Origin of the sequence: Phormidium sp. CCY1219 (genome assembly GCF_035615515.1) — a bacterium.
In the GTDB taxonomy this organism is placed as follows: Bacteria; Cyanobacteriota; Cyanobacteriia; order Cyanobacteriales; family Laspinemataceae; genus CCY1219.
On the sequence record NZ_JAJENT010000407.1, the window covers coordinates 26,573 to 52,692 of the forward strand.

At 48.9% G+C, this 26,120-nt stretch carries 13 protein-coding genes; 10 read left to right on the top strand and 3 right to left on the bottom strand.

All coding sequences use genetic code 11. The features are described 5' to 3' along the window. Positions 1–342: 342 nt before the first annotated feature. Together LKK83_RS08860 and LKK83_RS08865 are read left to right on the top strand one after the other, a co-directional pair. Positions 343–927, top strand: coding sequence for a DUF6141 family protein (locus LKK83_RS08860; protein WP_324630714.1), 585 nt, complete (start codon positions 343–345; stop codon positions 925–927). Between the two features lie 89 nt (positions 928–1,016). After that, entirely contained in the window at positions 1,017–1,820 is an 804-nt protein-coding gene (locus LKK83_RS08865; protein WP_324630715.1) for a DUF429 domain-containing protein, read from the top strand. Between the two features lie 60 nt (positions 1,821–1,880). On the opposite strand, the gene glgP is transcribed toward LKK83_RS08865, so the two are convergent. Further along, positions 1,881–4,487, bottom strand: a complete 2,607-nt coding sequence (gene glgP / locus LKK83_RS08870) for an alpha-glucan family phosphorylase (protein WP_324630716.1) — start codon at positions 4,485–4,487, stop codon at positions 1,881–1,883. A 956-nt stretch (positions 4,488–5,443) separates the two neighbouring features. Here glgP and LKK83_RS08875 point away from each other — a divergent pair. Both LKK83_RS08875 and LKK83_RS08880 read left to right on the top strand, forming a co-directional pair. Next, positions 5,444–6,253 carry an SH3 domain-containing protein gene (locus LKK83_RS08875; RefSeq protein ID WP_324630717.1) on the top strand — a complete coding sequence of 270 codons (810 nt, stop codon included), beginning with the start codon at positions 5,444–5,446 and terminating at the stop codon, positions 6,251–6,253. A 620-nt stretch (positions 6,254–6,873) separates the two neighbouring features. Beyond that, positions 6,874–8,781 (top strand): hybrid sensor histidine kinase/response regulator, encoded by a 1,908-nt coding sequence (locus LKK83_RS08880; RefSeq protein ID WP_324630718.1) that lies wholly within the window; start codon positions 6,874–6,876, stop codon positions 8,779–8,781. A 68-nt stretch (positions 8,782–8,849) separates the two neighbouring features. Here LKK83_RS08880 and LKK83_RS08885 read toward each other — a convergent pair whose 3' ends face one another. Then, positions 8,850–9,239, bottom strand: coding sequence for a GFA family protein (locus tag LKK83_RS08885; RefSeq protein ID WP_324630719.1), 390 nt, complete (start codon positions 9,237–9,239; stop codon positions 8,850–8,852). Positions 9,240–9,876: 637 nt separating this feature from the next. Between LKK83_RS08885 and LKK83_RS08890 the strand changes: the two genes are divergently transcribed. The 3 genes from LKK83_RS08890 (at position 9,877) to LKK83_RS08900 (ending at position 22,439) form a co-directional block, all read left to right on the top strand. Further along, on the top strand, positions 9,877–10,068 hold the full coding sequence (locus LKK83_RS08890) for a hypothetical protein (protein WP_324630720.1): 192 nt from the start codon (positions 9,877–9,879) through the stop codon (positions 10,066–10,068). A gap of 38 nt (positions 10,069–10,106) precedes the next feature. Then, positions 10,107–15,269, top strand: a complete 5,163-nt coding sequence (locus LKK83_RS08895) for a hypothetical protein (protein ID WP_324630721.1) — start codon at positions 10,107–10,109, stop codon at positions 15,267–15,269. Between the two features lie 615 nt (positions 15,270–15,884). Further along, positions 15,885–22,439 carry a Calx-beta domain-containing protein gene (locus LKK83_RS08900; RefSeq protein ID WP_324630722.1) on the top strand — a complete coding sequence of 2,185 codons (6,555 nt, stop codon included), beginning with the start codon at positions 15,885–15,887 and terminating at the stop codon, positions 22,437–22,439. Between the two features lie 275 nt (positions 22,440–22,714). Here the strand turns inward: LKK83_RS08900 and gloB are convergent, their stop codons facing one another. Continuing rightward, the gene (gene gloB / locus LKK83_RS08905) at positions 22,715–23,488 is read right to left on the bottom strand and encodes a hydroxyacylglutathione hydrolase (protein WP_324630723.1); all 774 of its coding nucleotides are present in this window, start codon (positions 23,486–23,488) and stop codon (positions 22,715–22,717) included. Positions 23,489–23,687: 199 nt separating this feature from the next. Here gloB and LKK83_RS08910 point away from each other — a divergent pair, with 199 nt between their 5' ends. The 3 genes from LKK83_RS08910 (at position 23,688) to LKK83_RS08920 (ending at position 26,115) form a co-directional block, all read left to right on the top strand. Next, complete coding sequence (locus tag LKK83_RS08910) at positions 23,688–23,891, top strand: hypothetical protein (RefSeq protein WP_324630724.1); 204 nt, start codon at positions 23,688–23,690, stop codon at positions 23,889–23,891. 104 nt (positions 23,892–23,995) lie between these two features. After that, a complete protein-coding gene (gene galE / locus LKK83_RS08915) occupies positions 23,996–25,000 on the top strand; it encodes a UDP-glucose 4-epimerase GalE (protein WP_324630725.1) in 1,005 nt (334 codons plus the stop codon). Positions 25,001–25,245: 245 nt separating this feature from the next. Continuing rightward, complete coding sequence (locus tag LKK83_RS08920) at positions 25,246–26,115, top strand: hypothetical protein (RefSeq protein ID WP_324630726.1); 870 nt, start codon at positions 25,246–25,248, stop codon at positions 26,113–26,115. Positions 26,116–26,120 lie beyond the last annotated feature (5 nt).

Here is a 26,120-nt window from a genome sequence, read left to right on the forward strand (position 1 = left end):
GCGCGGTTTGAGGTAGTCCTTCCTTTATGAATATTGTTGAATTTTTTTGACAAAATTTCAAATTATCTTAACAAATCTGGGGACGGTTGTTAATTATTCTGGGATGATTATTCCGGTTCGCCTACACCCGAACCGCCCGTCGCCCCTGCATGTCAGCACCCCTGTACCCCGTCACCCCTGCACCCGGTCACCCCCTTTTTTTTTCCGGGGCTGTCGGAATAAATTACCCGGGTGGGAATACTTTAGTGTATCAGGTAGGGGGTCTGAATTGGCGGGCATTTCCTGGCGCTGACCCAGGAGCGATGCGATCGCCCCTCCCCAGTAGACCCCCCCCTTAACCCAATGTCTCCCCAGGGGAGCATACTGGAGGTGGTTGTGGAAAAACTCTCGCGGGTGCCGAATACGGCAGAAGTTGACATGCACGATGTCATTGACACCACGCTTTTATTTCGCGAGGTGCAGCAATTTCGTCAGCTTTGGATTTGGGGGGTGCTTGCCTGTAGTTCCCTCAGTGCCCTCTATGCAGCGCTGATGCCCTTTTTTTTAAAAGACTCTTGGTCAGAAAATGTGGTTGTTAATATCATTTTAATCGGATTTGGCCTGATTTTTGGCATCTTTTTTCCGATTCTGTTCTATACGACAAAATTAGTCACCGAAGTGCGGAGCGATGGCTTGTATTTGAGCTTTTATCCCCTGTTGTTTCATCGGATAAAAATTCCCTTTGAAACTGTGGTCAACTGTGAAGTGACCACCTATCACCCCCTGCGCGATTACGGCGGTTGGGGCATTCGCTATGGTTCCAATGCAAAAGCTTTCAATGTTAGCGGCGATCGCGGCGTGCTTTTAGAACTGACCAATGGCGATCGCATTTTAATCGGTTCCCATCAACCCGAACAACTCGCCAGTCTCCTCAAATTAGCCCGATAATGGGGGTTGTCATTGACCAATGACCAATGACCAATGACCAATGACTATTGACCAATGACCAATGACCAATGACCAATGACTATTGACCAATGACCAATGACCAACAAATGAAATTTATCGGCATTGATTTGGGGTGGAGTTCGGGGGCGAGTGGGTTGTGTTGTTTGGAATGGGAAAGGGAGGGATTGAGACTCTTAGATTTAGGTAGAGAAACGGAGATGGAGGAGATATTAAAATGGGTGGATAGAATGGTGCCCGAAGGGGAAGCGGGGATGGTGGCGGTAGATGCGCCGACGATTATTCCGAATGCCACGGGAATGAGAGTAGCGGATAAGCTAACCCATAAATACTTTGGGCGATATCATGCGGGGTGTTATCCGGCATCTTTGCAGAGTAAATTTGCCCAGAGGACGGTAGGGTTAGGGAAGAGTTTAGAGGCGAGGGGGTTTGCCCATGGGGCAGAAATGGTGCCGAAAAAGCGCGATCGCTATCAAATCGAAGTATTTCCTCACCCGGCGACGATTAACTTATTCAAGTTAGAGCGAATTTTAAAATATAAAAAAGGAAAGTTAGCCCAGCGGCGCTTAGAGTTGATGAAACTGCGGCAATATATGGTAGAGATATTGCCCGGGTTGTCACCGAGTTTGGGTTTAAGTGAAGGGTTTTGGATTTGCGGTGACTCGTCAGAGGTATTTAACGGCAAAGTGAAGGGGTATTCGGGGAAAGAGTTAAAAGCGGTAGAAGACCAGTTAGATGCGCTGCTGTGTGCCTATATTGGGGCGTACTGGTGGTATTGGGGGAGCGATCGCAACCAAGTATTGGGCGATCGCTCCATCGGTTATATCGTCATTCCCATCGCGCAGATGGAGACAGGGCAGAATGGTAACGGTTAAGGATGACAGTGGGAACCCAACCGAGTCCCACTAGATTCCCCACCATTGCCCAAGCGGTTTCTATTCATTCGCCCAGAGGATCTGGAGACCCGGTTGGAAAGGACTGCTCAGATAGGGGTGTTTTGGCAATACCCGCAGAGACAGACCTTGCAAACCGGAAGAAGTATAGGTGATGTTGGCGGTGTAGATGCTGTCGTTATTGGCATCCATCCCTTGGAGATCCATCACCACCGGGACGCCATTGATAATATTGCCATCGGCATCCATCGGTCCTTGATAGAGTTGGACTTCGAGATCTGAGGGTTGCAAGCCGGCGAGGTGAATGCGAGCTTTTACCGCAATATTTTCATTCACCTTGACATCATCTGCCTTAGAGATATCCACATCGAGAATCTTGATATCGTACCAATGTTCGTACAAGTATTCTTTCCAGTGGGCTAATTCCTTGGCCGGTTTGTAGTTATCGGCATGCATGGCATAGAAGCGATCGCTCGCCGGGAAATAGGCGCGCGTGGCATATTCGCTGACCATCCGCGCCGTATTAAAGCGGGGACAATTTAGGCGGATCGCGTCTTTTGTTTTCGCCACCCACTTGTGCGGAATCCCTTCCTCGTCGCGATCGTAGAACAGCGGGATCACTTCTTTTTCCAGCAAATCGTACAAGGCATTGGCTTCCACATCATCTTGATAGTTCGGGTCGTCGTAGAATTCGCCATGCCCGATGGGCCAACCGGTGCGAACGTAATCCGCTTCATCCCACCATCCATCGAGAATGCTCAAATTCAGCAATCCGTTCATTGCCGCTTTCATGCCACTGGTACCGGAGGCTTCCCGGGGACGACGGGGAGTATTCAGCCACACATCGCAACCGGAGACCATCATCCGCGCCACATTAATATCGTAGTCGGGAATGAACACCACATGTTTTTCGCACCCTTGTTCGCGAATGAAATGGGTGATGTGACGGATCATTTCTTTTCCGGGAATGTCGTGGGGGTGGGCTTTGCCGGCGATGACAAACTGCACCATCGGTTTAGTGCCCCCCAATTTAGCACCGGGAATGCGACTGTTATCGAGACCCTGTAAAATCCGCTTGATGCGTTCGATGTCGCGCAGGAACAAGGTTGCCCGTTTGTAGGTTGCAAAGCGACGGGCAAAGCCGATGGTCAGCACGGTGGGATCGAGGACTTCCTGAGCAGCGGCGAGTTCGCTCAAAGAGGCGGCCCGTTCGCGCAGGTATTTTTGCAGGCGTTCTCGCACGAAAACCACTAATTCGGAACGGCAAATTTCCTGATTGCGCCAGAGTTCGTGATCGGGAATCGCATAAACCCGCTCCCACAAGGGATTGTCCTCGGGACTGGTGGACCATTTCGGGCCGAGATAGCGATCGTAGAGTTCTTGGGTAAATTTTGCCACGCAACTGCGAGCGTGGACGCCGTTGGTAATCGAGGTAATCGGCACTTCCGAGGGGGGTAAGGCGGGCCAGAGGTTTTTGAACAGGACCCGGGAGACTTCCCCATGCAGCTTGGCGACGCCATTGACGAAACTGGCCATTTTGATGGCTAGGGTGGCCATGCTAAAGGGGGATTCGAGATCCCCGGTGTTTTCCCGACCCAGGGCGAGAAATTCTTCTCGACTCAAGCCGAAAATTTCGGCATAGTGCCCGAGATAGTACATCACCTTGTCGTAGGGGAATAAGTCGAAGCCGGCGGCAACCGGGGTGTGGGTGGTGAAAACGTTGCTGGCGGCGACCACTTCTTTGGCTTCTAGGAAGCTCAGACCCCGGTCTTGAATTAATTCCCGCATGCGTTCTAGGGCGAGGAAGGCGGAGTGCCCTTCGTTCATGTGGTAAGCGGTGGGTTCGTAGCCGAGGGCTTTGAGCATCCGCATCCCGCCAACCCCGAGCATGATTTCTTGGTGAATCCGCATGTCGATGTCGCCGCCATAGAGTTTGTCGGTGATATCGTGGTCGTAGGGATTGTTGGGTTCGATGTTGGTGTCGAGCATGTACAGGGGGATGGTGCCCACCTGGACGCGCCAGACGCGAGCGTACACTTGACGACCGGGATAGTCTACGGCGATTCGCAGTTCGTTGCCGTTTTCGTCGCGCTCTAGATGCAGGGGCATGTTGTAGAAGTCGTTAATCGGATAACGCTCCTGTTGCCATCCATCGGCGTTGAGATATTGGCTGAAGTAGCCTTCTTGGTAAAGTAAGCCGACCCCGACAAGGGGCAAGCCGCGATCGCTGGCGGATTTTAGGTGATCCCCGGCGAGGACTCCCAAACCTCCGGAGTAAATCGGCAAACAATCGGTTAAGCCAAATTCTGCGGAAAAGTAGGCGTAGCAGTCTTTCTGGGCGTTCTTTTCCCGATGTTTGCGGTACCAGGTTCGTTCGTTTAGGTAGTCTTCGAGTTCGCGCGCCGCACGATCGATTTGGGCGAGAAATCCTTCGTCTTCGGCTACTTCTTGGAGCCTTTCTTGGGAAATGGTTCCCAACATCAATACTGGATTGTGGCGACTGGATTCCCACAAGTCGCGATCGAGTCGCCGAAATAGGTCTTTGGTCTCTAGGTTCCAATCCCAATGAAGGTTATAGGCAAGTTTGCGTAAGGGTTCGAGTTGGGAAGGTAAGGACGGAGAGACGTTAAAGGTGCGAATTGGTTGCATAGGCTACAGTCAATTTTGGGATTGTACGCTCGATAGTAGACAGTGACAAATAAAATTTTTGCCTTCTGCTTTTTTCTATAGCTTATTTTCGAGCCGATCGACCGGGACGTTAAGTTCTCTTAATACTTTTCCCCGATTGAGGTCGAAATTGACTTCGGTTATGGGATCGGTTTTGGGGTTGATTCACCGACCCGCTGGCCGGGAATGAATCCACTGGCTTTGGCTCGGGCATCTTTATTTTGGCAAGATACCACGGCTAGGGATTAATTCTCGGCTGATTGTCTCGGTTTTTTAATGTTTGATGACTTGCGTCTTTCCAAAGTGGGTGGTTTTATGCTAAAGCGGGTTATGGGTTTGTGAATCTCGGCATGGGTTTTCTCTATCATACTCAATTGTCAAAGTCAATCTACCTGCGGATAGAGTCGCATCTCGGGTTAAATTTCGCTCGGCGTCCCACCCGGGCGATCGCACTTTGACTCGGGACTTACCCTCTGCCTGTTTCTCAACCCTTTGCTGCTTTCGCACAGCCTCATGCATCTGCCTACAAATTCGCCCTCGTCACTCCCCTGACTATACATCAAACCCGGAGTTGAAATGCAACCCGCTTTGGCCGGTTGTATCCCTTTTCTCTCAAAACCGATGCTTTTCTTTCCCCTTGTCTGGGGTCGCAAGCTGTTATCGCTCGCTTCTATTCCCTGTCTACCACCCTCTGAGTCTATTCTCTCTATTTAACTGGGAAAAATTGGCGAGTTTTTAGCTAAAAAATATCCAATTTGCCAACAAGGAAAAGGTTAACTGAAACTCGTTATATTTGCAGGGTTTGTCTACCCTAAATGATGGGAAATCCACCGAGGTAAATTAGCGGTTATAAAAGAAAGCCAAATGAAAAGAAGGTGAAGGTAAATTGGTAGGATAAAATATGACGATCGACAACGATTCAAGATAGGGGGAATAAAATGATGAAGCAAAGACTACCCTGGCTGATTCTCGGCGCGGTGGCGATTGGATTGGCGATCGGTGCGTCTGTGGCGGCGACGATCCGCAGTGTTTCCCAAAATAAAGTGCAAAGATTGCCCGGGAAAGCTACGATTCCCCGGGAGATTACTCTCACGGATCTCAATAGAGAACTGGATCTAGAAGATGAAGCAGAACCGGGAAGCGAGTTTTACGAGTTTCGGGAACAATTGCGGCAGGCAGTTGAGGAACGGAATGCGGGATTTGTGGCTTCGGTTTTGCCAGACGAGGGACTGAGAATTGGGTTTTCTGTGCCCCGATCGCCCGAGGCACTACAGGTGGAGGATCCGGAGGCGCGAATTTGGTCTTTGTTGGAAAAAGCGATCGCTACGGGTTGCGCGATCGCCGAAAATCCGCCCCCTTACAATACAGACCCCGCAACGGCAATTTGGGTCTGTCCGAATGTGACGCAAGCTCTCAAGCGTCAAATGCCCCCATCTGATGCGGAATCGGGTCTTTCTTGGGAAGTTAATTCGGTGGTGATTGTGGGGGAAAATGTTAACGTGCGATCGCAGCCCAACTTGTCCGGGGCGGCGATCGCTTCCCTTTCCAATCAAGTGGTGAAGCGCGATCCCGCCCGCGAGTCCGAGTCAAATCTCAATCCGATCGCTGGCTGGACGCCTATACTCTTGTCGGATGACAGGCAAGGTTACGTTTATAATCGTTATGTGTATTCCCCATTAGATTACCGCCTATTTATCGGTCAGGTGGAGTCCAACTGGCAATTACTGGGTATGCCAGGGGGGGACTAACGCTCAGGGGTTTGGGCGATGGAAGGAGGCACACCTGGAGGGAGGGAACTTTTCGCATCTCTCCTTCGTCTTCAGGTTTTTATCGCTTCTCAGGACAAGTCCTTGACCCGCAAGCCTCTCAACTCCTTCTCCCGCTTGGGTTGGCGCGGGCGATCGCCGCGCTATTCCCCGGGGGACGAGTGTGTGGCGAGAGAAGGGCAAAATGTAATCTAAGTCACTGACACGGGTTGTCCATTTCATGTATTCTAGAAATATCAAACTCAACGGTTTCAATGATTAATTTATGAAACATTCTCTGGATAAGACTTTCACGAAATCTTTATATTAGAGATGGCCCGAATCGAGAGGATCGATAGAGTTTTCCCTATCTTTACTGTGATTGACACTCAATAAGAAACCGTTCCCTCCGCCTTGAAGGTGAAGCGTCACCGATGGGAGTTGTTCCTGTGGTGCTGCGCGCCAGACAAGGAGGAAGGGGAAAAACTAGCGAGGAGCCTAGCTAGGCAGACTGAAACCCACTGGCAATCGTCATCTTAACTGAAATGTTGGCCAACCCGGTGGGTAGGACAATACAACTGGCTCTGTGAAACCCATCTCCGCGTCGGACAAGGAGAACACAAGTGAATATACCACTTCGCGTATTAATTGTCGAGGATTCAGAAGATGACACCCTGTTGCTACTGCGTGCCTTGCGGCATGGGGGCTATAACCCGCAGTATGAAAGGGTGGAGACCGAAAAAGCGATGAAAGCCGCTCTCGACAGACAGGGGTGGGATGTGGTGATTGCAGATTATTCCTTACCGAGTTTTAGCGGAATTAAGGCGCTGGAGGTGATGAAACGGCGCGAACCGGATGTACCGTTTATTATCGTGTCGGGGGCGATCGGGGAAGATTTGGCAGTGGGGGCGATGAAAGCAGGTGCCCAAGATTATTTGATGAAAGATAACCTGACGCGACTGGCCCCGGCGATCGGGCGGGAATTGGCGGAGGCAGAAATGCGGCGATCGCGAGAGAAAGCACAAGAGCAAATTCGCCAACAAGCTGCTTTGCTCGATATCGCACAAGATGCGATAATCGTGCAAGACTTGGAGGGGCGGATTTGCTTTTGGAACAAAAGTGCGGAACGCTTGTATGGCTGGAGTGCAGAAGAAGCTATCGAGCGCTTAGCCGAAGAACTGCTGTTTGGCAAAACTGCGCCACAGATGGATGGTGCAAGGCAGATGCTAGCCACGCAAGGGGAATGGTGCGGCGAGTTACAACAAATCGCGAAGTCGGGCCATGAAGTGACGGTAGAAAGTCGCTGGAAGTTAATTCGCGATGAGAAAGGTCATCCGCGATCGATTTTTGTGGTGAATACAGATATTACCGAGAAGAAAAAATTAGAAGCACAATTTCTGCGATCGCAACGCCTGGAAAGTATCGGCACTCTCGCCAGTGGCATCGCTCACGATCTAAATAATGTTCTCACCCCCGTGTTGTTAGCCTTGCCAATCCTGGAACAAAAGTTATCCGACGACTCGGGCAAGCGGATTTTAGACATGGTAGAAACCAGCGTCAGGCGCGGCGCAGATATCGTCAAACAAGTGCTGGCGTTTGGACGGGGACTCGAAGGCAAGCACGTCCAACTTCAACCGCGATATCTGATTAAAGAAATCAAAAAAATGATTCAGGAAACGTTTCCCAAATCAATCGAGATTGTTACCGAATTTCATAAGAATCTGTGGACGATTTCTGGGGATGCCACTCAACTCGAACAGGTGTTGCTCAATCTGTGCGTCAACGCCCGCGATGCCATGCCCAATGGCGGGTTGTTAAAAATTTCCGCAGAAAATGTGGTACTCGATGAAAATTACGTTCGCATGAATATCGATGCGAAAGTGGGGTCTTATGTGATGATTACGGTGTCGGATACCGGCACTGGTATTCCGGAAGGGATTCTCAATAAAATTTTCGACCCGTTTTTTACTACAAAAGAAGTGGGAAAAGGAACCGGGTTGGGTCTTTCTACGGCGATTGCGATCGTGAAAAGCTACGGCGGTTTTGTGAATGTGTATAGCGAGGTGGGAGAGGGAACTTGCTTTAAAATCTATTTCCCGGCGATCGTGAAACCCGAACCGAAGAAAAAAGCCACGAAACTCCCTAAATTGCCCACTGGAAATGGCGAATTAATTCTCGTGGTCGATGATGAAGTGTCTATCCGCGAGATTACTCAGGAAACCCTGGAAAGCTTCGGCTACCGCGTTTTGGGGGCGCAGGATGGCACGGAAGCAGTGGCACTTTACGCGCAAAATATCCAGGAGGTGCAAGTGGTTTTGACGGATATGAGAATGCCCTATATGGATGGGGTGGCCACAATTCGCGCTCTGCGAAAAATTAATCCGAAACTGAAGATTATTACTACTAGCGGATTGACCGCCAGCCGCAAAATTGCCAAAGCTAGTGGGGTAAACGTACAAGCGTTTTTACCCAAACCTTACACCGCCGAAAGATTACTCCGACTGTTGCACAAGGTTTTGAAATTGAAGTAACAAAGTGTATGGGTGAGAGAAGAAAGGGCAACTCCTAGGGAAAATTTATGGCGGGTGATTCGCCACTCTTAGCGAATTTTTTGCACGTTGTCCTCCCAATGTTGTCCATCAAAAGGAATAACCCGAAATCGAGACAAGATATCGCCATCGAGACAGCGCAGGTTGATGTCGAAGCAGTCGGGATGCGATCGCGGTCGGTAAAAGGAATGAATCCCACAGCGTTTGCAAAACAGATGCTTGGCAATTTCGGTATTGAAGGTGTACAGTTGCAGCATCTCTTCTCCCTGCAATAGGGTAAATTGATGTTCGGGCACGATTAGATGTAGAAATCCTTTTTTGCTGCAAATCGAGCAATTACAATCCACAGCTTCGTGCTTGTCCACCGTCACGCGAAATCGCACCGCGCCACAATGACAGCCGCCTTCGTAAGTGATGGGTTGTTCTGGGTTGTGGGTCATGTAGAGGGAGGGGTAAAGGTGGAAGATGAACGCTGATTTAAAACCTATTTTATGACGATTGGGTTAAATTTGACAAGTGGCTGCGATCGCCCTTGGTGGACGCTTCAGCAGCAGCCCGAGGATTGCCTGTCTGGAACAAGATACCCATGTCCAGGATGCTTTTCCCTACTCCAGTAGATTAGATAACACTACCCCACGATGTGGATGCCGTTTTTATATTGAAAATAGCTTTTTTCCCTGTGGGATAAAAAGGGTACTTGGGGGCAGATTTTCTGTCCCTTTTTTCAATTTTTTTTGGCAGGGCGATCGCAGTCATGCGAACGCTTTTTTATGGGAAAAGTGGTAGTCAATGTGGCTTGTCAAAAAACCAATCCAAAGAGCGCGCAAAATAGTCGGCAGTATCGTTTTCCCAAAAATGAACCATCCGCCCTAACGGCGGAACAAGGCACTGTCACGTGCTTACCGCCGATGTATGGCGCGAGACATGAGGGTGAAAATCGGTAACGGGAAATGCGATCGCACCTTCCGATAGGTAGAGAGAGCCTCCAGTGATTTCTAACTGACGAGAGAAAAATAACCACTTGGTTTAGGCTAAAGTGGAATCGTCACAAAAAAACCAGCTCCATTTGCCAGCGCAATGGAAGTAATAGCACATCCCAGTGGTTTGGGAGAGTTGCCCCAGGGGACTACCCCCGCCAGCATCACCGCCATTTTCTGCCAGAGCAATGCTTCCAGCAAGTGTACCAACGGAGAAGATGTAGGGATGGCAGCTTCACCGGGTAGTGACTGTCTTTTTGACAGCATTGCCTTCCATGACTTTCAGCGCTGAAGAGAAGCGAAATCACAGTAGACAATTGAGGAATAGTGATGACAGATAATCCAGTTAAAACAACAAACGGCATTTTCCTAGAGGAACTGCCGGCAGATCCGGCGTTGCGACCAGCGCTGCAAGTCGTTCGGGAGAGATTGCAAGCCTTCGCCGGCGACCCCAATTTCGGGGGATGGATGCAACTTGCCTTTGGGCAAGGTATTGAGATTGCGGATTTGCAAGATACTTGGGCGAGTGGCAAATTGGACAGTTTGCCTGAGATAGAAGTGCGTCCCGCTGCTGAAATTAATGGCGCACATGGCGCGTTTGCTGCGGCGACGAATACGATTTATCTGACGCAGGAGTTGCTAAATGAGAGTGTTGCGCAGGTGGCGCAGGTATTTCTGGAGGAATACGGTCACTATCTGGACTCGGTGCTGACTCCTGGGGATGCGCCTGGAGATGAGGGAAAGTTATTTTCAAAACTTGCTTTAGGTCAGGAAGTTAGCAAAAGTGAGCTAACGAGGCTCAAAGAAGTTGATGATACAATAATTAGTAAGGTTAATGGAAAAACTCTAGCGTTAGAGACTTTCTTGCATGACACGGTTGATGACGCAGTTGATGATGCCGTGGATACCGGCACTGACATAGTTGATGATGCCGTGGATACCGGTACTGACATAGTTGATGATGCCGTCGATACTGGCACTGACGCGGTTGATGATGCCGTGGATATCGGCGGTGACATAGTTGATGATGCCGTGGATACCGGAGGCGATATAGTTGACGATACCATAGATACCGGCAGCGACATAGTTAACGATACTATCAACACCGGAAGTAGCATAGTTGATGATGCGATCGATACCGGCGGTGACATAGTTGATGATGCGATCGATACCGGCAGTGACATAATTGGTGGTGGTGTCGATATCGGCAGTGACATAATTGGTGGTGCTTTCGATCTGCTGGAAAGCTTAAGCGATCCAGTTAAGGATGCTTTAAATGGACTTGCCACAGCAATTAGCGACGCAGAGACACTAATTTCAAATCTAGATATTCCAGACTTCTTCTTTGGTAATGAAGTTGGTGTTGGCGGAACCGCAGCTTTCTTCTCAGTCGGCGGGAATATTAAAACAATCAATGATACAGATATAAGGGGAGTATTGGATATATTCCCAGACATTTTAGCAGAAGGTTCGCTGAGTATAGGTGTAAGTGTGCCGCTTGACTTTAGCGCATCCATTGAAGGCAAGAAAGTAGCAGGCAATGGAACTGTAGAAGAAGCTCTTCTTGCTGACGATGGTGACGGTGGTTTCATGCGCGATGGTTTGAGTATCCCCAGCGGAGTCAGTCTTTCAGGCTCTGTAAAGGCTCTTGGTGAGGTTTCACTTAATGCTAGTGGGACAACAACACCTTCAGTAGGCGCGGGTGCTGGTATAGGAACAGGAGCAACATTTCCAACAGGGATAGGTCCTGAAGGTAGCATCTTTTCTAAAGCACTGAGTAAAACTGTGGATACAGGATTCAAGGCTATTACTATTCCAGTTAGTTCCACTTTACCTATTTCTGCTCCTTATATTCCTGTACCCGAATCATTGCTCGACGATGCCCTTGATTTCGCAGAAGGCAGTTATACCGCCATCACGAGTTCGCTTTCCGATCTAGAAGACACTTTAACAGAATTAGGCTCTGAGGGTATCCAAGCAATTACTGGTGCAATTGAATTCGGCACGGATGTTTTTTCCAACCTGGATAATATTGCAGACGATGTTTTTGCAAATCCCAATCAAGTTATCGCACAAATAGCTGAAGAAGTTCCTGACATCGATGATTTTTCTTTCAATCCTGAAGATTTTCTTTCATCAGCTCAAGAAGCAACCAAAGATTTAGGAGAAGCTCTACTGCCGGATGTTGACTTTTCTCTTAGCGATATTGAAGATTTCACACTCCCAGATGAGCTGAATAATGGACTTTCAGGTGAGCTTATCGAGGAAGTAGCGAGTCTGGCGGATTCTGAGACAAGTGAAAATGCTATTGAGACAATTGAAGATTCTATTTCATTGTTACAAAACGGCGTAGACAATATAGCAGATTCTTTGAACTTAAGCGCAGCAGATATTAATAATCTTAATCTTGGCACCCTGGTTCCAGAGCCGATCCAAGAGTTAGTCGATGGGTTTATTCAAGAATTGCCAGATGGTATTTTAGCCGATGGGGATTTTTCATTCTCTGACCTGCTTAACAATCCTGAAGAATTTACGGATTTGATTCCCGAAGAGCTTCCGGATAGTTTTCAGGATTTTGCAGAGGAATTAGCCCCAGACCCACTTTTAACCTCCTTTAATGAGGCGTTTGAAGAATTTTTCAACCCTACTGTATCAGTTAGTGCCATTAACGCAGTCAAAGAAGAAGGAGATAGCGGGACAACTCCCTTCACCTTTGAAGTTACCCGCACTGGGAATACCACCGAAGAACTGACGGTAGATTATACAGTTTCCGGTGCCATATTGACCGCAGTTGTTGATGGGAGACTCTCGGCTAATGCGGATGACTTTGGTGGAATGTTCCCCAGTGGAACAGTAACCTTTGCACCAGGAGAAAGCAGCAAAAACGTTACCGTCAATGTAACCGGAGATCGAACGCCGGAAATTGAACAGCACGGACCAACTCAAAACCGGGATATTTTTCAATTTAGACTCTCAAATCCCTCCGATAATGCAACAATTGAACAGCGCTTTGCCACTGGAGAAATCCTCAACGACGATAATCAATCTTCCTCAACTAGCGTAGTAGAGGCAGTTGCTCAGCTAGATAACAGTACGGATGAAAATACAATCCAGCTTGGGGAGCTTCAACAGGCCATTGATTTGTGGTCTAATGGCGAACCTGTTCCTGGTACTAATAAGACCATTGGACTGGATAAACTACAAGAAATGGTCCGATTATGGAAGAACGCTCAACCGGTTACGGATGCAGATGGCTTCATCGCCAATGGCACAGTCTTTTTAGATGCAAATCAAGACCGCACCCTGAATCAGAATGAAATCTCCACCACCACTGGTTCTGATGGCAGCTTTTCCTTTCCCAGCAGCGAAATTCAATCCTTTGATAGCAACGGAAATGGCGAACTTGATCCCAGTGAGGGAACCCTAGTGTTAGACAGTGGCGCAGAAACTACCGCCCTTGCCACCGGGCTACCTTTTCAACTCTCACTGACTGCCCCTGCTAGCGCCACAGTTATTACCCCCCTCACCACATTAGTCAGCTCCCTCATGGAGCGAGGGCAGAACTTGAGTGAGGCAGAAAACACGGTCAAAACCACCTTTGGACTTGATGAAGAAATCGACCTCCTCAACTTCGCTCCCATCCGAGAAGCCAATCAGGGAAATTCCCTTGCTTCTGCTGTGTTTGCTAGTGGGGAAAGTGTCCAAAATGCCGTCACACAAATTGCTGACTTCTTACAAAGTGCGTCCTCCGCATCACTAGCCGAATTAGGAAATGCCGTCTTTGACGCAATGTCGCAGCAGTTGAACAATTCTGACTTTGACCTTTCCGCACAATCAAGCCTAGAAACGCTGATTAACCAGGCGGCTGCTTCTGCGGGTATCTCCCTGAGTAGCGAGCAAAGTAATGTAGTTGATGACGTCGCCTCCATTATTGCTGCTCTACAAGAACAAATCGACGATTTAGAACCCAGCAACCCCCAAACCTTCCTCACACAAGTCACAAAAATTCAAAAGGTTTCTCAAAGTAACGTTGCCGATAGGTTGCAAAGCTTGGGTGAGAATCCCGGCACAGCAGAGACAGTGGTCAACAATAACACAGATGAAAACCTGGCTACTCAAATCGCTAACGCCGAACTGGAAAATCTATTCCCGCCCAACGTGGAAAGTATTTCCTTGAGTGCCGATCGCAATCTGGCTGAAGGTGATGCGATCGCAACGGTTCCTGCCAGCGATGCCGATGGCGATTCTCTCACTTTCTCCATTTTCTCTGGCAACCCCGACGTAGATGGTGATGGAACCCCAGGAATTGCCATCGATAACACCGGAGAACTGACAGTTGCCGACAGGGACGACATTAACGGCGCGAATGTCCGACTGGGTGTTCTCGCCACAGATTCGGTACTCGAAGACATTGCGCCGGTCAGCATTAACTTTGGTGAGGAAGCGATCGCGTCCCCCAGCCAGCTTTTCATCCCTCCACTCGATGCAGCTACAGACACTACCGATACCGAATCCACCGACAGCGAATCCACCCTCCCCACACTTACTGACCCTGACATTCCCGAACTCACTGTCCCCGTCACGAGGGCGGCATCAGAGGAACTTCCGCCAGAAAATCTCCCCTTCCCCAACCCGCATTCCGTCGCTCGCACGATGAATGGCACACAGGAGAGCGATCGCCTTTTGGGAACCCCTGTAGCCGAAGCCATCAACGGTTTTGCCGGCAGCGATATGCTGTTAGGCAGCGGTGAGAATGACCACCTCATCGGCAATGTAGGCAATGACGTCTTACATGGCAACTCCGGTCACGACTTCCTCGATGGCGGCATTGGAGACGATACCCTCCATGCCGGTCAGGATAATGATGCCGTAGTTGGAGCCGAAGGGCGCGATCGCATTTTCGGGAACAAAGCGCGCGACATCGCCTTCGGTGGACCTGGTAACGACTTCCTCAACGGCAATCAAGGCGACGATACCGTGGAAGGCGGCGACGGCGATGATGTCATACATGGCGGCAAAGACCGCGACCTGCTCAACGGCAACCTCGGCGCGGATGAGGTCAGCGGCGACGATGGGGATGATAATATCTTTGGCGAGCAAGGCAACGATTTCGTTAACGGCAATCGCGGCAGCGACATCCTCAATGGCGGCGAAGGAGATGATGTGATTCGCGGTGGCAAAGCCGATGACTTCTTGTTCGGCACCGCTGGCGAAGACTGGCTATTTGGCGAAATGGGTGACGATTTGCTTGCCGGTGGCGCAGATCGCGATCGCTTTGTCTTACAAGAAGATATGGGCACCGATGTGATTACCGACTTTGCAGATGGTGTGGATTTAATTGGTTTGGCCGAGGGTCTGACCTTTGACCAACTGGCCATCCATCGCACAAGCGGATCGACCACGGTCATCAGCATGGGAGATGAAGTGCTAGCCACCCTCAACGGTGTGGATGCCAGTCTTATCGCACAGGATGATTTCTTCACTGTGGGATAGGAACGGTACTTTGGGGGCAGATTTTCTGTCCCTATTTTTTGGCAGGGCGATCGCAGTCATGCGATCGCTTTTTCATGGCAAAAGTGGTAGTCACCGTGGCTTGTCAAAAAAGCAATTCAAAGAGCGCGCAAAATAGTCGGCTGTATCGTTTTCCCAAAAATGAACCATCCGCCCTAACGGCGGAAAAAGGCACTGTCAGGTACTTACCGCCGATGTAGGGCGCGAGACATGAGGGTGAAAATCGGTAACGGGAAATGCGATCGCACCTTCCGATAGATAGAGAAAGAGGTGGGGTGTTTCTAACCAGCGATAGAGCGAGAACAGAGCGAAGCGAGAGTAAGGTGGAATCATAAAAGAAGAACAAGCGTCATGTGTAGGTGCAATGCAAGCAATGGCGCATCCCAGTAGTTAGGGAGAGTTCCCCAGGCGCATATCCCCGCCAGCATCACCGCCATCTTCCTTCTGGCAGAGCAATGCTTCCAGCAAGTGTGCCCACGCAGAAGATGCACGGATGGCAGAGTCATCGGGTAGTGACAGTGAAAAACACAGCATTGCTTCCCATGATTTCCAGCGCCAGCGATCGGCGAAATCACAGTAGACAACCGAGGAATAGTGATGACGGATAACCGAATTGAAGCAACCAACGGCCTTTTCTTCAAGGAACTGTCGGCAGATCCGGCGCTGCAACCGGCGTTGCAAGTGGTTCGGGAGAGATTGCAAACCTTCGCAGGCGACCCGAATTTCACGGGATGGATGCAACTTGCGTTTGGCGAAGGGATTGAGATTGCGGATTTACAGGATGTTTGGGCAGGAGGCAGTTTGGGGGCTTTGCCGGAGATAGAGGTGCGCCCTGCTGCTGAGATTAATGGCGCGAGAGGCGCGTTTGCTACTGCAACGAATACGATTTATCTGGCGCAGGAGTTGCTGAGTGAGTCTGTTGAACAGGTGGCGCGGGTATTTCTCGAAGAATATGGTCATTATGTGGATTCGTTGCTGACTCCTGGGGATGCGCCTGGGGATGAAGGGGCGATTTTTGCTGAAGTTGTGCGAGGGAATGAGTTGGGTTCGTCAGATGTGGCGCAGTTGAAGGCTGAGGATGATACGGCGACGGTTTTGTTGGATGGGAAAGAAGTTGCGATCGAGCAGGTTGAGACTATAGATCAAGTTCTAGGCTTTACTGCATCTGATATTGTTCCATTATTTGATGCCAAAGAATATAGACCAGATTTCGCCATAGCCGATTTTAACGAATCTGGCAACTTTGTAGGTAAAGTTCCTGTTACAGGTACGCAATATGCAGAATTTGATTGGGTGTTTGATGGTTCGTTTGGGCTAGTGCCTTTTATAAATTTAGGAGGTCTTGGAAGGGTAGAAGAGTTACTTTACCCAACTGATATTTCTGTAGAACTACCGACCGAAATTACTCCTAGTAGTAACTTTTCGATTAATACATTATCTAATTTTAGAGTTAATCCATCAGCTAATATTAAAGGAACGGGATTGGATCTGCCAGAAATAGGCATCGATTTAGTTGTTGAATTGAGAGAGTATGGTATCAAAAATGCTTCATTCGATAATCCTGCTCCTTTCAGTGGTGGACCAGTTGAGATTGGCGACGTAGTTTTTAATTCAAATAAACTTACAATACCTTTGGGTAGTGCCAGCCCTAGCAGAGGAATTAGTTTTACAATTCAAGACATACTTAATAATAGCGGTGGCTCTGGTAGTGGCTCTAATAGTGGCTCTGGTAGTGGCTCTGGTAGTGGCTCTAATAGTGGCTCTGGTAGTGGCTCTGGTAGTGGTAATAATCAAGGAAATCTTACAGATAGACTCGATCTCAGTTTCCTCGAAATGGGTGTTGCCTTACCGCAAAGTGTAGGTGAAGGAAATAATTCTTTAAATGGGTTTGGGAATGTTGGTATATTCCCATCATTAAGTGCTAGTGCAGAAAGTTCTCCAATTCTTGATATATTCGCAGACTTGGCAACATTAGCATCAACAGCGATCCCTCAGCTACCACCTGTGAGTGGTGAATTGCCCTTGCCTTCACCTGTTAGTAATTTCTTGACTGCTGAATGGACGGCTTTAAGTGCTGGCCCCCGCTTTACTCTTCCTATTAAGCAAGAGTTTGAGTTTAATCCTGAAGATATAGAAGTTACAATGTCCTTAAATGATGGGCCATCAATAACTCAATCTTTAGGAGAATCGTTTAACTTTACCGCTCCTTCAGAACAATCGGATGTTCTTGAAATTGATGCGGAGTATAAACTCGAGGGTGAAATCAATATAGTTTCTGGACTTTCCCCTAATCTCCAATTTGATGTTAATGCTCTTGGATTTACCTTCAGTATCCCCGAAATAGTATCACAAGATGTTGGCCCTTTCATTTCTAAAACATTTCCTGAAGGTGGGGCAGAACTAGCCTTCATAGAGTTATTCGATCGACCCATTGATCTGGCAGATACAGACAATGGTAATCCCACGATAGAATTAAATTATCAAATTCCTTATGGTGATGGACCAGAAACAATCAAAGAAACTGACCTAACCCAAAATGGAAACCAAATCGGTGTCGCTTCACTAGAGCTTCCCACCTACACTACCGATGGCGAAGTTGACTACACCGTTACTCTTTCCTCGGCGGGGCAAGATGTGCTGGGTCAATTTAACTTTGCCTACATCATTGATACATCAGGAAGTGTATCCGGTACCGCCTTAGATAATGCTCAAGATGCCTTTACCAATTTAACCAACTTCCTCATTAATGAAGGTATTGCTGCTAATAGTACCTTTACAGTCATTCCTTTCTCAGATGATGCAACCCTCACAGATCCATTAAGTCCAAATGATGCCATTAATGAAATTCAAAGCCTGAGTGCTTTTGGTTCAACTAACTACAATGCTGCTCTGAATAAAGCCAATGAATTCTTTTCTGGCTTATCCACTGGCGCAGAGAACATTGCTTATTTCCTCTCCGATGGAGCACCTAATGTCGGTGGGAACTTCCGACCCGAAGCAGATGCACTGCAAGATGTAGCAGAAGTTCGTGCCTTTGGAATTGGCGGAGCAGACTTAAATCTTCTCAATGAAATTGACTCAGGAGATGACCCAGTTGAAAGAACAACATCAGCAGACCTAGCAGACGAATTTGCCCAATCTGGCTTTTCTGTAAGTAACATTTCCGAGGTAAATATTCTCTTAGATGGCACAGTTGTTGAAACCATTCTCCCCAGTGACTTTCAAGATGCTGCCCTCGGACAGACTTTTAGTGGCACTTTGAGTGGTTTAGATACCTCTGATAGTACAGAAAATCAAGTAACTGCCGAAGTCATCTTATCTAGTGGTCAAACAAGCACCATTGACTTCACAGTTACCAGTGGTCAAGGCACAGGAACAGCCACCAGTGGCGACGATCGTATTACTTTAGGTGCATTAGATACGGATGTCGATGCTGGAGATGGTAACGATACTATCATTGGGAACTATCTAAACAACACTATTCGTGGTGGGTTAGGCAATGACCGAATCTCAGCCAGTGGTGGAAATGATACCATTCATCCCGATGACAGTCCAGGTGACGATCGCGTTGATGGAGGGGAAGGAACAGATACAGTCGTTTATCCTTTCGCTCGATCTGAGGCTTCCATTCAAAAGCCTGGGGATGTTATCCTCGTTAACAGCAGCACGGGGAAAGATACTCTAACTAACGTTGAATATATTCAGTTCAGTGACCAACGGATTAGCACTCAGACTCTAGACTCTGTACCTTTCCTCAGTGTTTCAGATATTACGGTGACTGAAGGGGATGCAGGAACAAGTCTGGCTCAGTTTTCCCTCAATTTATCCAGTGCAGCAAATAGCGATGTGGTTGTCTCTTATGCCACAGAAGATGACAGAGCCACTGCTGGCTCTGACTATAATTCCGCTTCAGGGCAGATTACCATTCCAAGCGGTGAGACTAGCGCAACTATCGAAGTTGAAATTATTGGAGATACAACCTTTGAACCGAATCAAGAATTTTCTTTAGAACTCTCTAATCTATCTGGGGCAACCTTTAACGATAATGAAGAAACAAAAACTGTTTCCGCACTGATTGAAGACAATGACAATCCCGCTTTCTTGTCCATTGAAGCAACCGATAGTTTCTTACAAGAAGGTGATAGCGGTACAACACCTTTCACATTTACTGTCACTCGTAGTGACAATACAACTGGTGAAGTTGAAGTTAGCTATGAAGTAGTTGGAAATGGCAACAATCCTGCTGACGCAAATGATTTTGGGGGAACGCTACCCAGTGGAACGGTTACTTTTGCAGATGGAGAAACTGAAAAGCAAATTACCATCAATGTCAGTGGTGATAATGAAATAGAGGGAAATGAACGGTTTGGAGTTAATCTTAGTAATCCTTCTGCTGGCGCAGTTGTAACCGGATTCGTTCCCACTGCAACGATTGGCGGGGATGATAACACGATACCGACTCTAGAAAATCCCATTCCCAATCAAGTTGCTCCTAAAGGGGAATCCTTTAACTTCCCGTTTCCTGCCAATACCTTTGTCGATCCCGATCCAGGCGATCGCCTGACTTATACCGCAAGTTTGGCAAATGGCGATCCTCTACCTGATTGGTTAAACTTCGACCCCGCTACCCGCACCTTTAGCGGGACTCCCACTGAGGATAATCGAGGCACAATCGCCATTGAAATTACTGCAACCGATTCTTTTAACATTGGGACTGTCGAGAGTTTCGAGCTAACCGTTCCACCGACTACGGTTCGCATCGAATCTCTCGATAACCCCAGTGAAAGCGGCCCCACTGCAGGACAATTCCAACTCAATCTCACAGAACCAGCCCCCACTGGCGGAGTTACGGTCAACTACAGCGTCGCCGGAACTGCCACCGAAGGGGAAGATTACGAGGCACTCTCTGGTAGCATCTTTGTAGAAGGCGGTGAAACCTCCGCCACCATCGACGTGGTTCCCTTTGACGATGCGATCGCCGAGGGGGATGAAACGGTAGAACTCACCCTACAGACAGGAGAAAATTACCAACTCGGTGACTCCACCACTACCACCCTCACCATCATCGACAACGATACCGCCGGAGTCACCGTCTCCCCCACCAGTGGCGACACCAACGAAAACGGCACCACTGCTACCTTCGATTTCGTTCTCGACACTCAACCCACTGCCGATGTCACCGTCGAACTCACCAACACCGAACCCAGCGAAGGTACCCTCTCTACCAATTCCCTCACCTTCACCCCAGACAACTGGAACCAACCCCAAACCGTCACCGTAACTGGCATTGACGATGCCGTTGCTGACGGCAATACCGAATATCAAATCGAAACCCTTGTCAGCAGCGCCGACTCCAACTACGATGGACTCGACCCTAGCGATGTCACGATTGTCAATGTGGACAAAGACAGTCCCAACGTCCTCATCGACCAAAGTGAGGGCAACACCTTCGTCACCGAAGGCGGCGAACCGGATACCTACGAAGTGGAACTCACCACTCGTCCCACCGCCGATGTCACCATTGACATCGAAACTGATGAGCAAATTCAAGCCACTGACTCCCTCACATTCACCCCAGACAACTGGGATACTCCCCAAACCGTCACCGTTAACGCCGTTGACGATGAGGCAGTCGAAGACAAGCTCACTAGCACCATCAGTCACACCGTAACCAGCGACGACACCGACTACAACGAAATCGGCGTAGGCGATATCCGCGCCACCGTTGCAGACAATGACTTAACCGCCGTCAGCATCGAGTCGGTGACAGATGCTACCGAGAAAAATTCCACCACGGGAACGTTTGAACTCACGTTAAGCAACCCGGCACCTGTGGGAGGTCTGACGGTGAATTACAGTGTGGGTGGCAGTGCCACTGAAGGGGAAGATTACAATCCCCTAAAAAGTGAGATTTTTATTGCCGCCGGACAAACCAGCGTCAATCTGAATGTGGTGCCGATTGACGATCGCATTGTCGATGCGGACGAAACAGTAGAAGTTACTCTGGAAAGCGGATCTGGCTACGAACTGGGAACCTCTACCACTGCGTCTCTCACTATTGTGGATAACGACACCGAACCCGCCATACCTGCAACAGAACCAGAGGGCATTTCCTCCCTGCCCCCACTTCCGGACACCGATGAAGTGGAGACGGAAGCTGAGGTAACTGACACCACCGATACCGAATCTACGGCGTTCGACTTCACCACCACCGCAGAGGTCGAACCCACTGAACCTCCCGCGAGTCCCCTGCTGCCAGAGGAAGTCAGCGAGAGCGATATTCCCTTCCCGAACCCAAACGCAGTAACTCGCACTTTTACTGGGACTCTCGAGAGCGATCGCCTCATCGGAACCTTTGTTGCCGAAGCGCTGCACGGCTTTGCAGGCAATGACTTTATTAAAGGTATGAGTGCCGAGGATAACTTATTCGGCGGCACAGGGTTCGATATCTTACATGGCAACCAAGGCAATGACTTCCTCGATGGCGGGACCGGAGACGATACCCTTCATGCGGGCAAACAAAACGACGCCCTACTCGGACGCAAAGGCAATGACCTTCTGTTCGGCAACCGCGCCCGGGATATTGTGCTTGGTGGCACTGGCAACGACTTCCTCAACGGCAATCAAGGCGACGATACCGTAAAGGGTGGTGCTGGCGATGATACTATACATGGCGGCCAAGATGACGATCTGCTTAACGGCAATCTGGGCGCGGATTTAGTTCGCGGCGACAATGGCGATGACAATATCTTTGGTGAGCAAGGGAATGATTTCCTCAACGGCAACCAAGGCAATGATACCCTCAATGGCGGTGAAGGGGATGATGTGATTCGCGGTGGCAAAGACGATGACTTCTTGTTCGGTACTGCTGGCGAGGATTGGCTATTTGGCGACTTCGGGGCCGATATCCTCTCCGGTGGCGCAGATCGCGATCGCTTTGTCTTACAAGCAGATATGGGCACCGATGTCATTACTGACTTTGCAGATGGCGTGGATTTAATTGGTTTAGGCGAGGGTATGACCTTTGACCAACTGGCAATCGCACAAAGCGATAACGCCACGGTTCTCAGCATGGGAGACAAAGTGCTAGCCGCTCTCAATGGTGTAGATGCCACTCTCATCACTCAAGATGATTTCTTCACTGTGGGATAGCGATCGCACCACTTTTCCCCCCACTCCGGGGGGATAACTCTTTCGCGCTCGGCAATCGAGAATTTATCCGCTCTGATTTCATGCAGTTAGCAATTTGCCACCACAAGTTAATTTTTTTACCACAAAAACTGTAAATTGTCAAGGTTAGCGAAATAATCGCAGATTGCCAACTGGATGCGAAGGAAAAAAAGCGATCGCTGCGATTTCTCCTTGGCGAGAAAACCGCAGCGATGCCTGGGTGATTGCCCCTAGGGAGGGGGTTCGGTGAGGGAGGCTTAAAAATTATCCTTGCGACTTCGCACCCGGGCGAACGTTTCCACCGGATCCTGACTCTTCACCGCCTTCTGGAGGGCCGGAACCTCCCAGCGCAAAAACGGATTGGTGCGTTTTTCCACACCGAGTGTAGAAGGCACCGTTGCCTCGTTTCGTTCCCGCGCCGCCAACACCTGCTCAAAGCGTTGTTGCAAATCGAGGTTTTCCCCATCCACCGTCAAGGCAAACTTGAGATTTTTCAGGGTGTACTCGTGGGCGCACCAGATGCGGGTATTATCCGGTAACTTGCGAAACTTCGTTAGAGAGGATACCATTTGAGCCGGCGTGCCTTCAAACAACCGACCGCACCCCCCGGCGAATAAAGTGTCGCCACAGAACAAATCGCCCATCTCTTCACCTTCGGCGGGGGGGAAATAATACGCGATATGGGCGCGGGTATGCCCGGGAACGAAGAACACCTCTCCGGCGCGATCGGCGAACTCCACGCGATCGCCCTCCCGCAAAAAAATCTGCTGACCCGGGATCCGCCCGCGATCGTCCTCGCCGCCGTAGACGATCGCATCCGGGAAGCGCTCTATCAGCTTGCGGTTGCCCCCCACATGGTCCATATGATGGTGGGTGTTGAAAATCACCGTCAACTGAGCGCCGAGGGCGTCCAATTGCCGCAGCACCGGATCCGCCTCAGCCGGATCCACCACTGCCGCCACATTTTGCTCTGGGTCGTGCAGTAAAAAGATATAGTTGTCAGAAAGGGCGGGTAAACGATAAACCTGCATTAAAAACCTCCTGTAGTAGTAAAATACCTGCGATGGCTGAGTGGGACTTGGCTTTGCCAGCCGAACACCCTGGCCAAAAATTTATTAACTCTTTATAATATTTTTAGCAAAAATTTACTTAATTGCCATTGAACTAAGGATAGAATTAAAGCCAAGCCCATCTGGATAGAATTGAAAAGGAGACCAAACATGAAACTTTATGGCTCGCGCAACCTCAAATAAACCCACCTTTACCATTCATCAACTCATCGAGCGGATATTGGAAAACCGCGAAATTAGCCGGAAGGAGCATATCCAGCTTGCCACTGCCATGCTCTCCGGGAAGCAGATTACCGATGAAGACCGACGTCACATGAACCGAATTTTTGACTCGATCCAAGCAGGGCGGGTTAAGATAGTCTAGAATAAAACCTTCGAGGTGGGAAAAGAGCCATTTAAAGGCGAACTCCCCAGGGCAGCGAACAGTTAGAACCAAAGAAAAAAGTTAAGAAACGGAAGGATAAAACGGTGAGCGAGGGAAAACCAACGATTTTAGTGACGGGGGGAGCAGGATATATTGGCTCCCATGCAGTGCTGGCACTGAAACGCGCCGGGTACCAGGTGGTTATTTTAGATAATTTAGTGTATGGCCATCGAGATATTGTAGAAGAGGTTTTAAAGGTAGAGCTGATAGAAGGAGATATTAGCGATCGCGAACTCTTGAAAAACCTTTTTGCCACCCACGACATTGCCGCCGTCATGCACTTTTCGGCTTATGCTTATGTGGGAGAATCCGTCACCAATCCGGCGAAATACTATCGCAACAACGTCAGCGGCACCCTGAGTTTATTAGAAGCAATGGTAGAGGCTTCGGTGAACAAATTGGTCTTTTCTTCCACCTGCGCCACCTATGGAATGCCGGAAAAAATTCCCTTAACTGAAGAACATCCGCAAAATCCGATTAATCCCTATGGCGCGACCAAATTAATGGTGGAACGGATGCTGGCAGACTTCGATACCGCCTATGGGTTAAAATCCGTGAGCTTCCGCTATTTTAACGCAGCCGGTGCCGACCCCAGTGGAATGCTCGGAGAAGACCACGATCCAGAGACCCATTTGATTCCCCTAGTGCTGCATACGGCATTAGGAAAACGGGATACGATTTACATATTCGGCACCGATTATCCCACCCCAGACGGTTCTTGCGTTCGCGACTACATCCACGTGAACGATTTAGCCTCAGCGCATATTTTGGGTCTAGAATATTTGTTGGAGGGTGGGAAAACGGAGTTTTTGAATTTAGGTAACGGCAGCGGATTTTCCGTGAAAGAGGTGATAGCAACTGCCGAAAAGGTGGTGGGGCAGGAGATTAACAAAGAAGTGAGCGATCGGCGTCCTGGAGACCCACCAATGTTAGTGGGAAGTAGCGAAAAAGCCCGCAAAATATTGGGGTGGAATCCAGAATATTCTGAGTTAAAAGATATCATCTCTCATGCTTGGCAGTGGCACCAAAAGCGTCATGGAAAAAACTGAGCCAAATCGATCTTAACCCCTGCAGTGCCAACCCAAACCGAAGGAGTCAGTGATGTTAGCTCAGAACCAAGCAGAATCCGCAAATATCCGGTGATTGGCAGGAACCTAGAGCAGTGTAAAATGATAGAAGAGAAGGGGCAAAAGAGGGAAGAACGCTGCAATGAAACGGAGGGATAAAAGCTCTTGAGGAGCCGACCAGATTCCAGAAGGGAATTGCGTTGAGGAGCATAGAAATGATAGATTGATTGAAGAAAAACTCGTTTTTACCATCAAAAATTGGCAGGGAAAAACTGAAAAAGGAGGCTCGCAGAATGCCAGGAGTTGCCGGGTTTACAAAAAATGAATATTTATCTGAAGCAGGGCAGATACTTAAAAGGATGCAAGAACTACTCACTCATCAAAATTTTTGGAAACAAGAGGAATTGTTTGTTGATGAGAATGTCGCCGGAACGAGGGTTCATATTAATGTTTTACAAAAAGATTTACAACCTCATCGGAAAGATGGGATATACATTTGGCTAGAAGGGGAATTTTACAATCAAACAGAAATCAGAAAAAAAGCCGAGAATAAACCGAGCAGCGATCTAGAAATTTTGCGAGCGCTCTATAGTGAAAGTGACAACTTTTCATTCCTCAAAAAGATAGAGGGGATTTATGCAGCAGTGATTTACGACTCCAAAGGCCAAAAAATGCACTTGATCTCGGATAGATACGGATGGAGGCACCTGTACTGGACGATTTACAAAGGCTGCCTAGTATGGAGTTCTGAGCTAAAGGTGATGTTAGCTCTACCCGACTTTACCCCAAAGATCGATCGGTTGGCTCTAGAGGAGTTTCTTGCTATTCGCTATTTCATCGGCGATCGTACCTGGTTTGAAGGAGTAGAACTGCTGCCTGCTGCCACAGTCTTGACGTGGGATATTCGGGAAAAATCAATCTCCAAGCAGCGATACTGGTGGTGGGATGAAATAGAACCCGTGACCGGCAAAATTGATGAACGAGAAATAGCAGCAGAATTAGGGCGCTTGTTTATAGACTCTGTGGAGCGTCGCAGTGCTGAAGCTGAGTCAGTGGGATTAACCTTGAGTGGGGGTCTAGCTCCCGAGCGATTTTAGCAGCA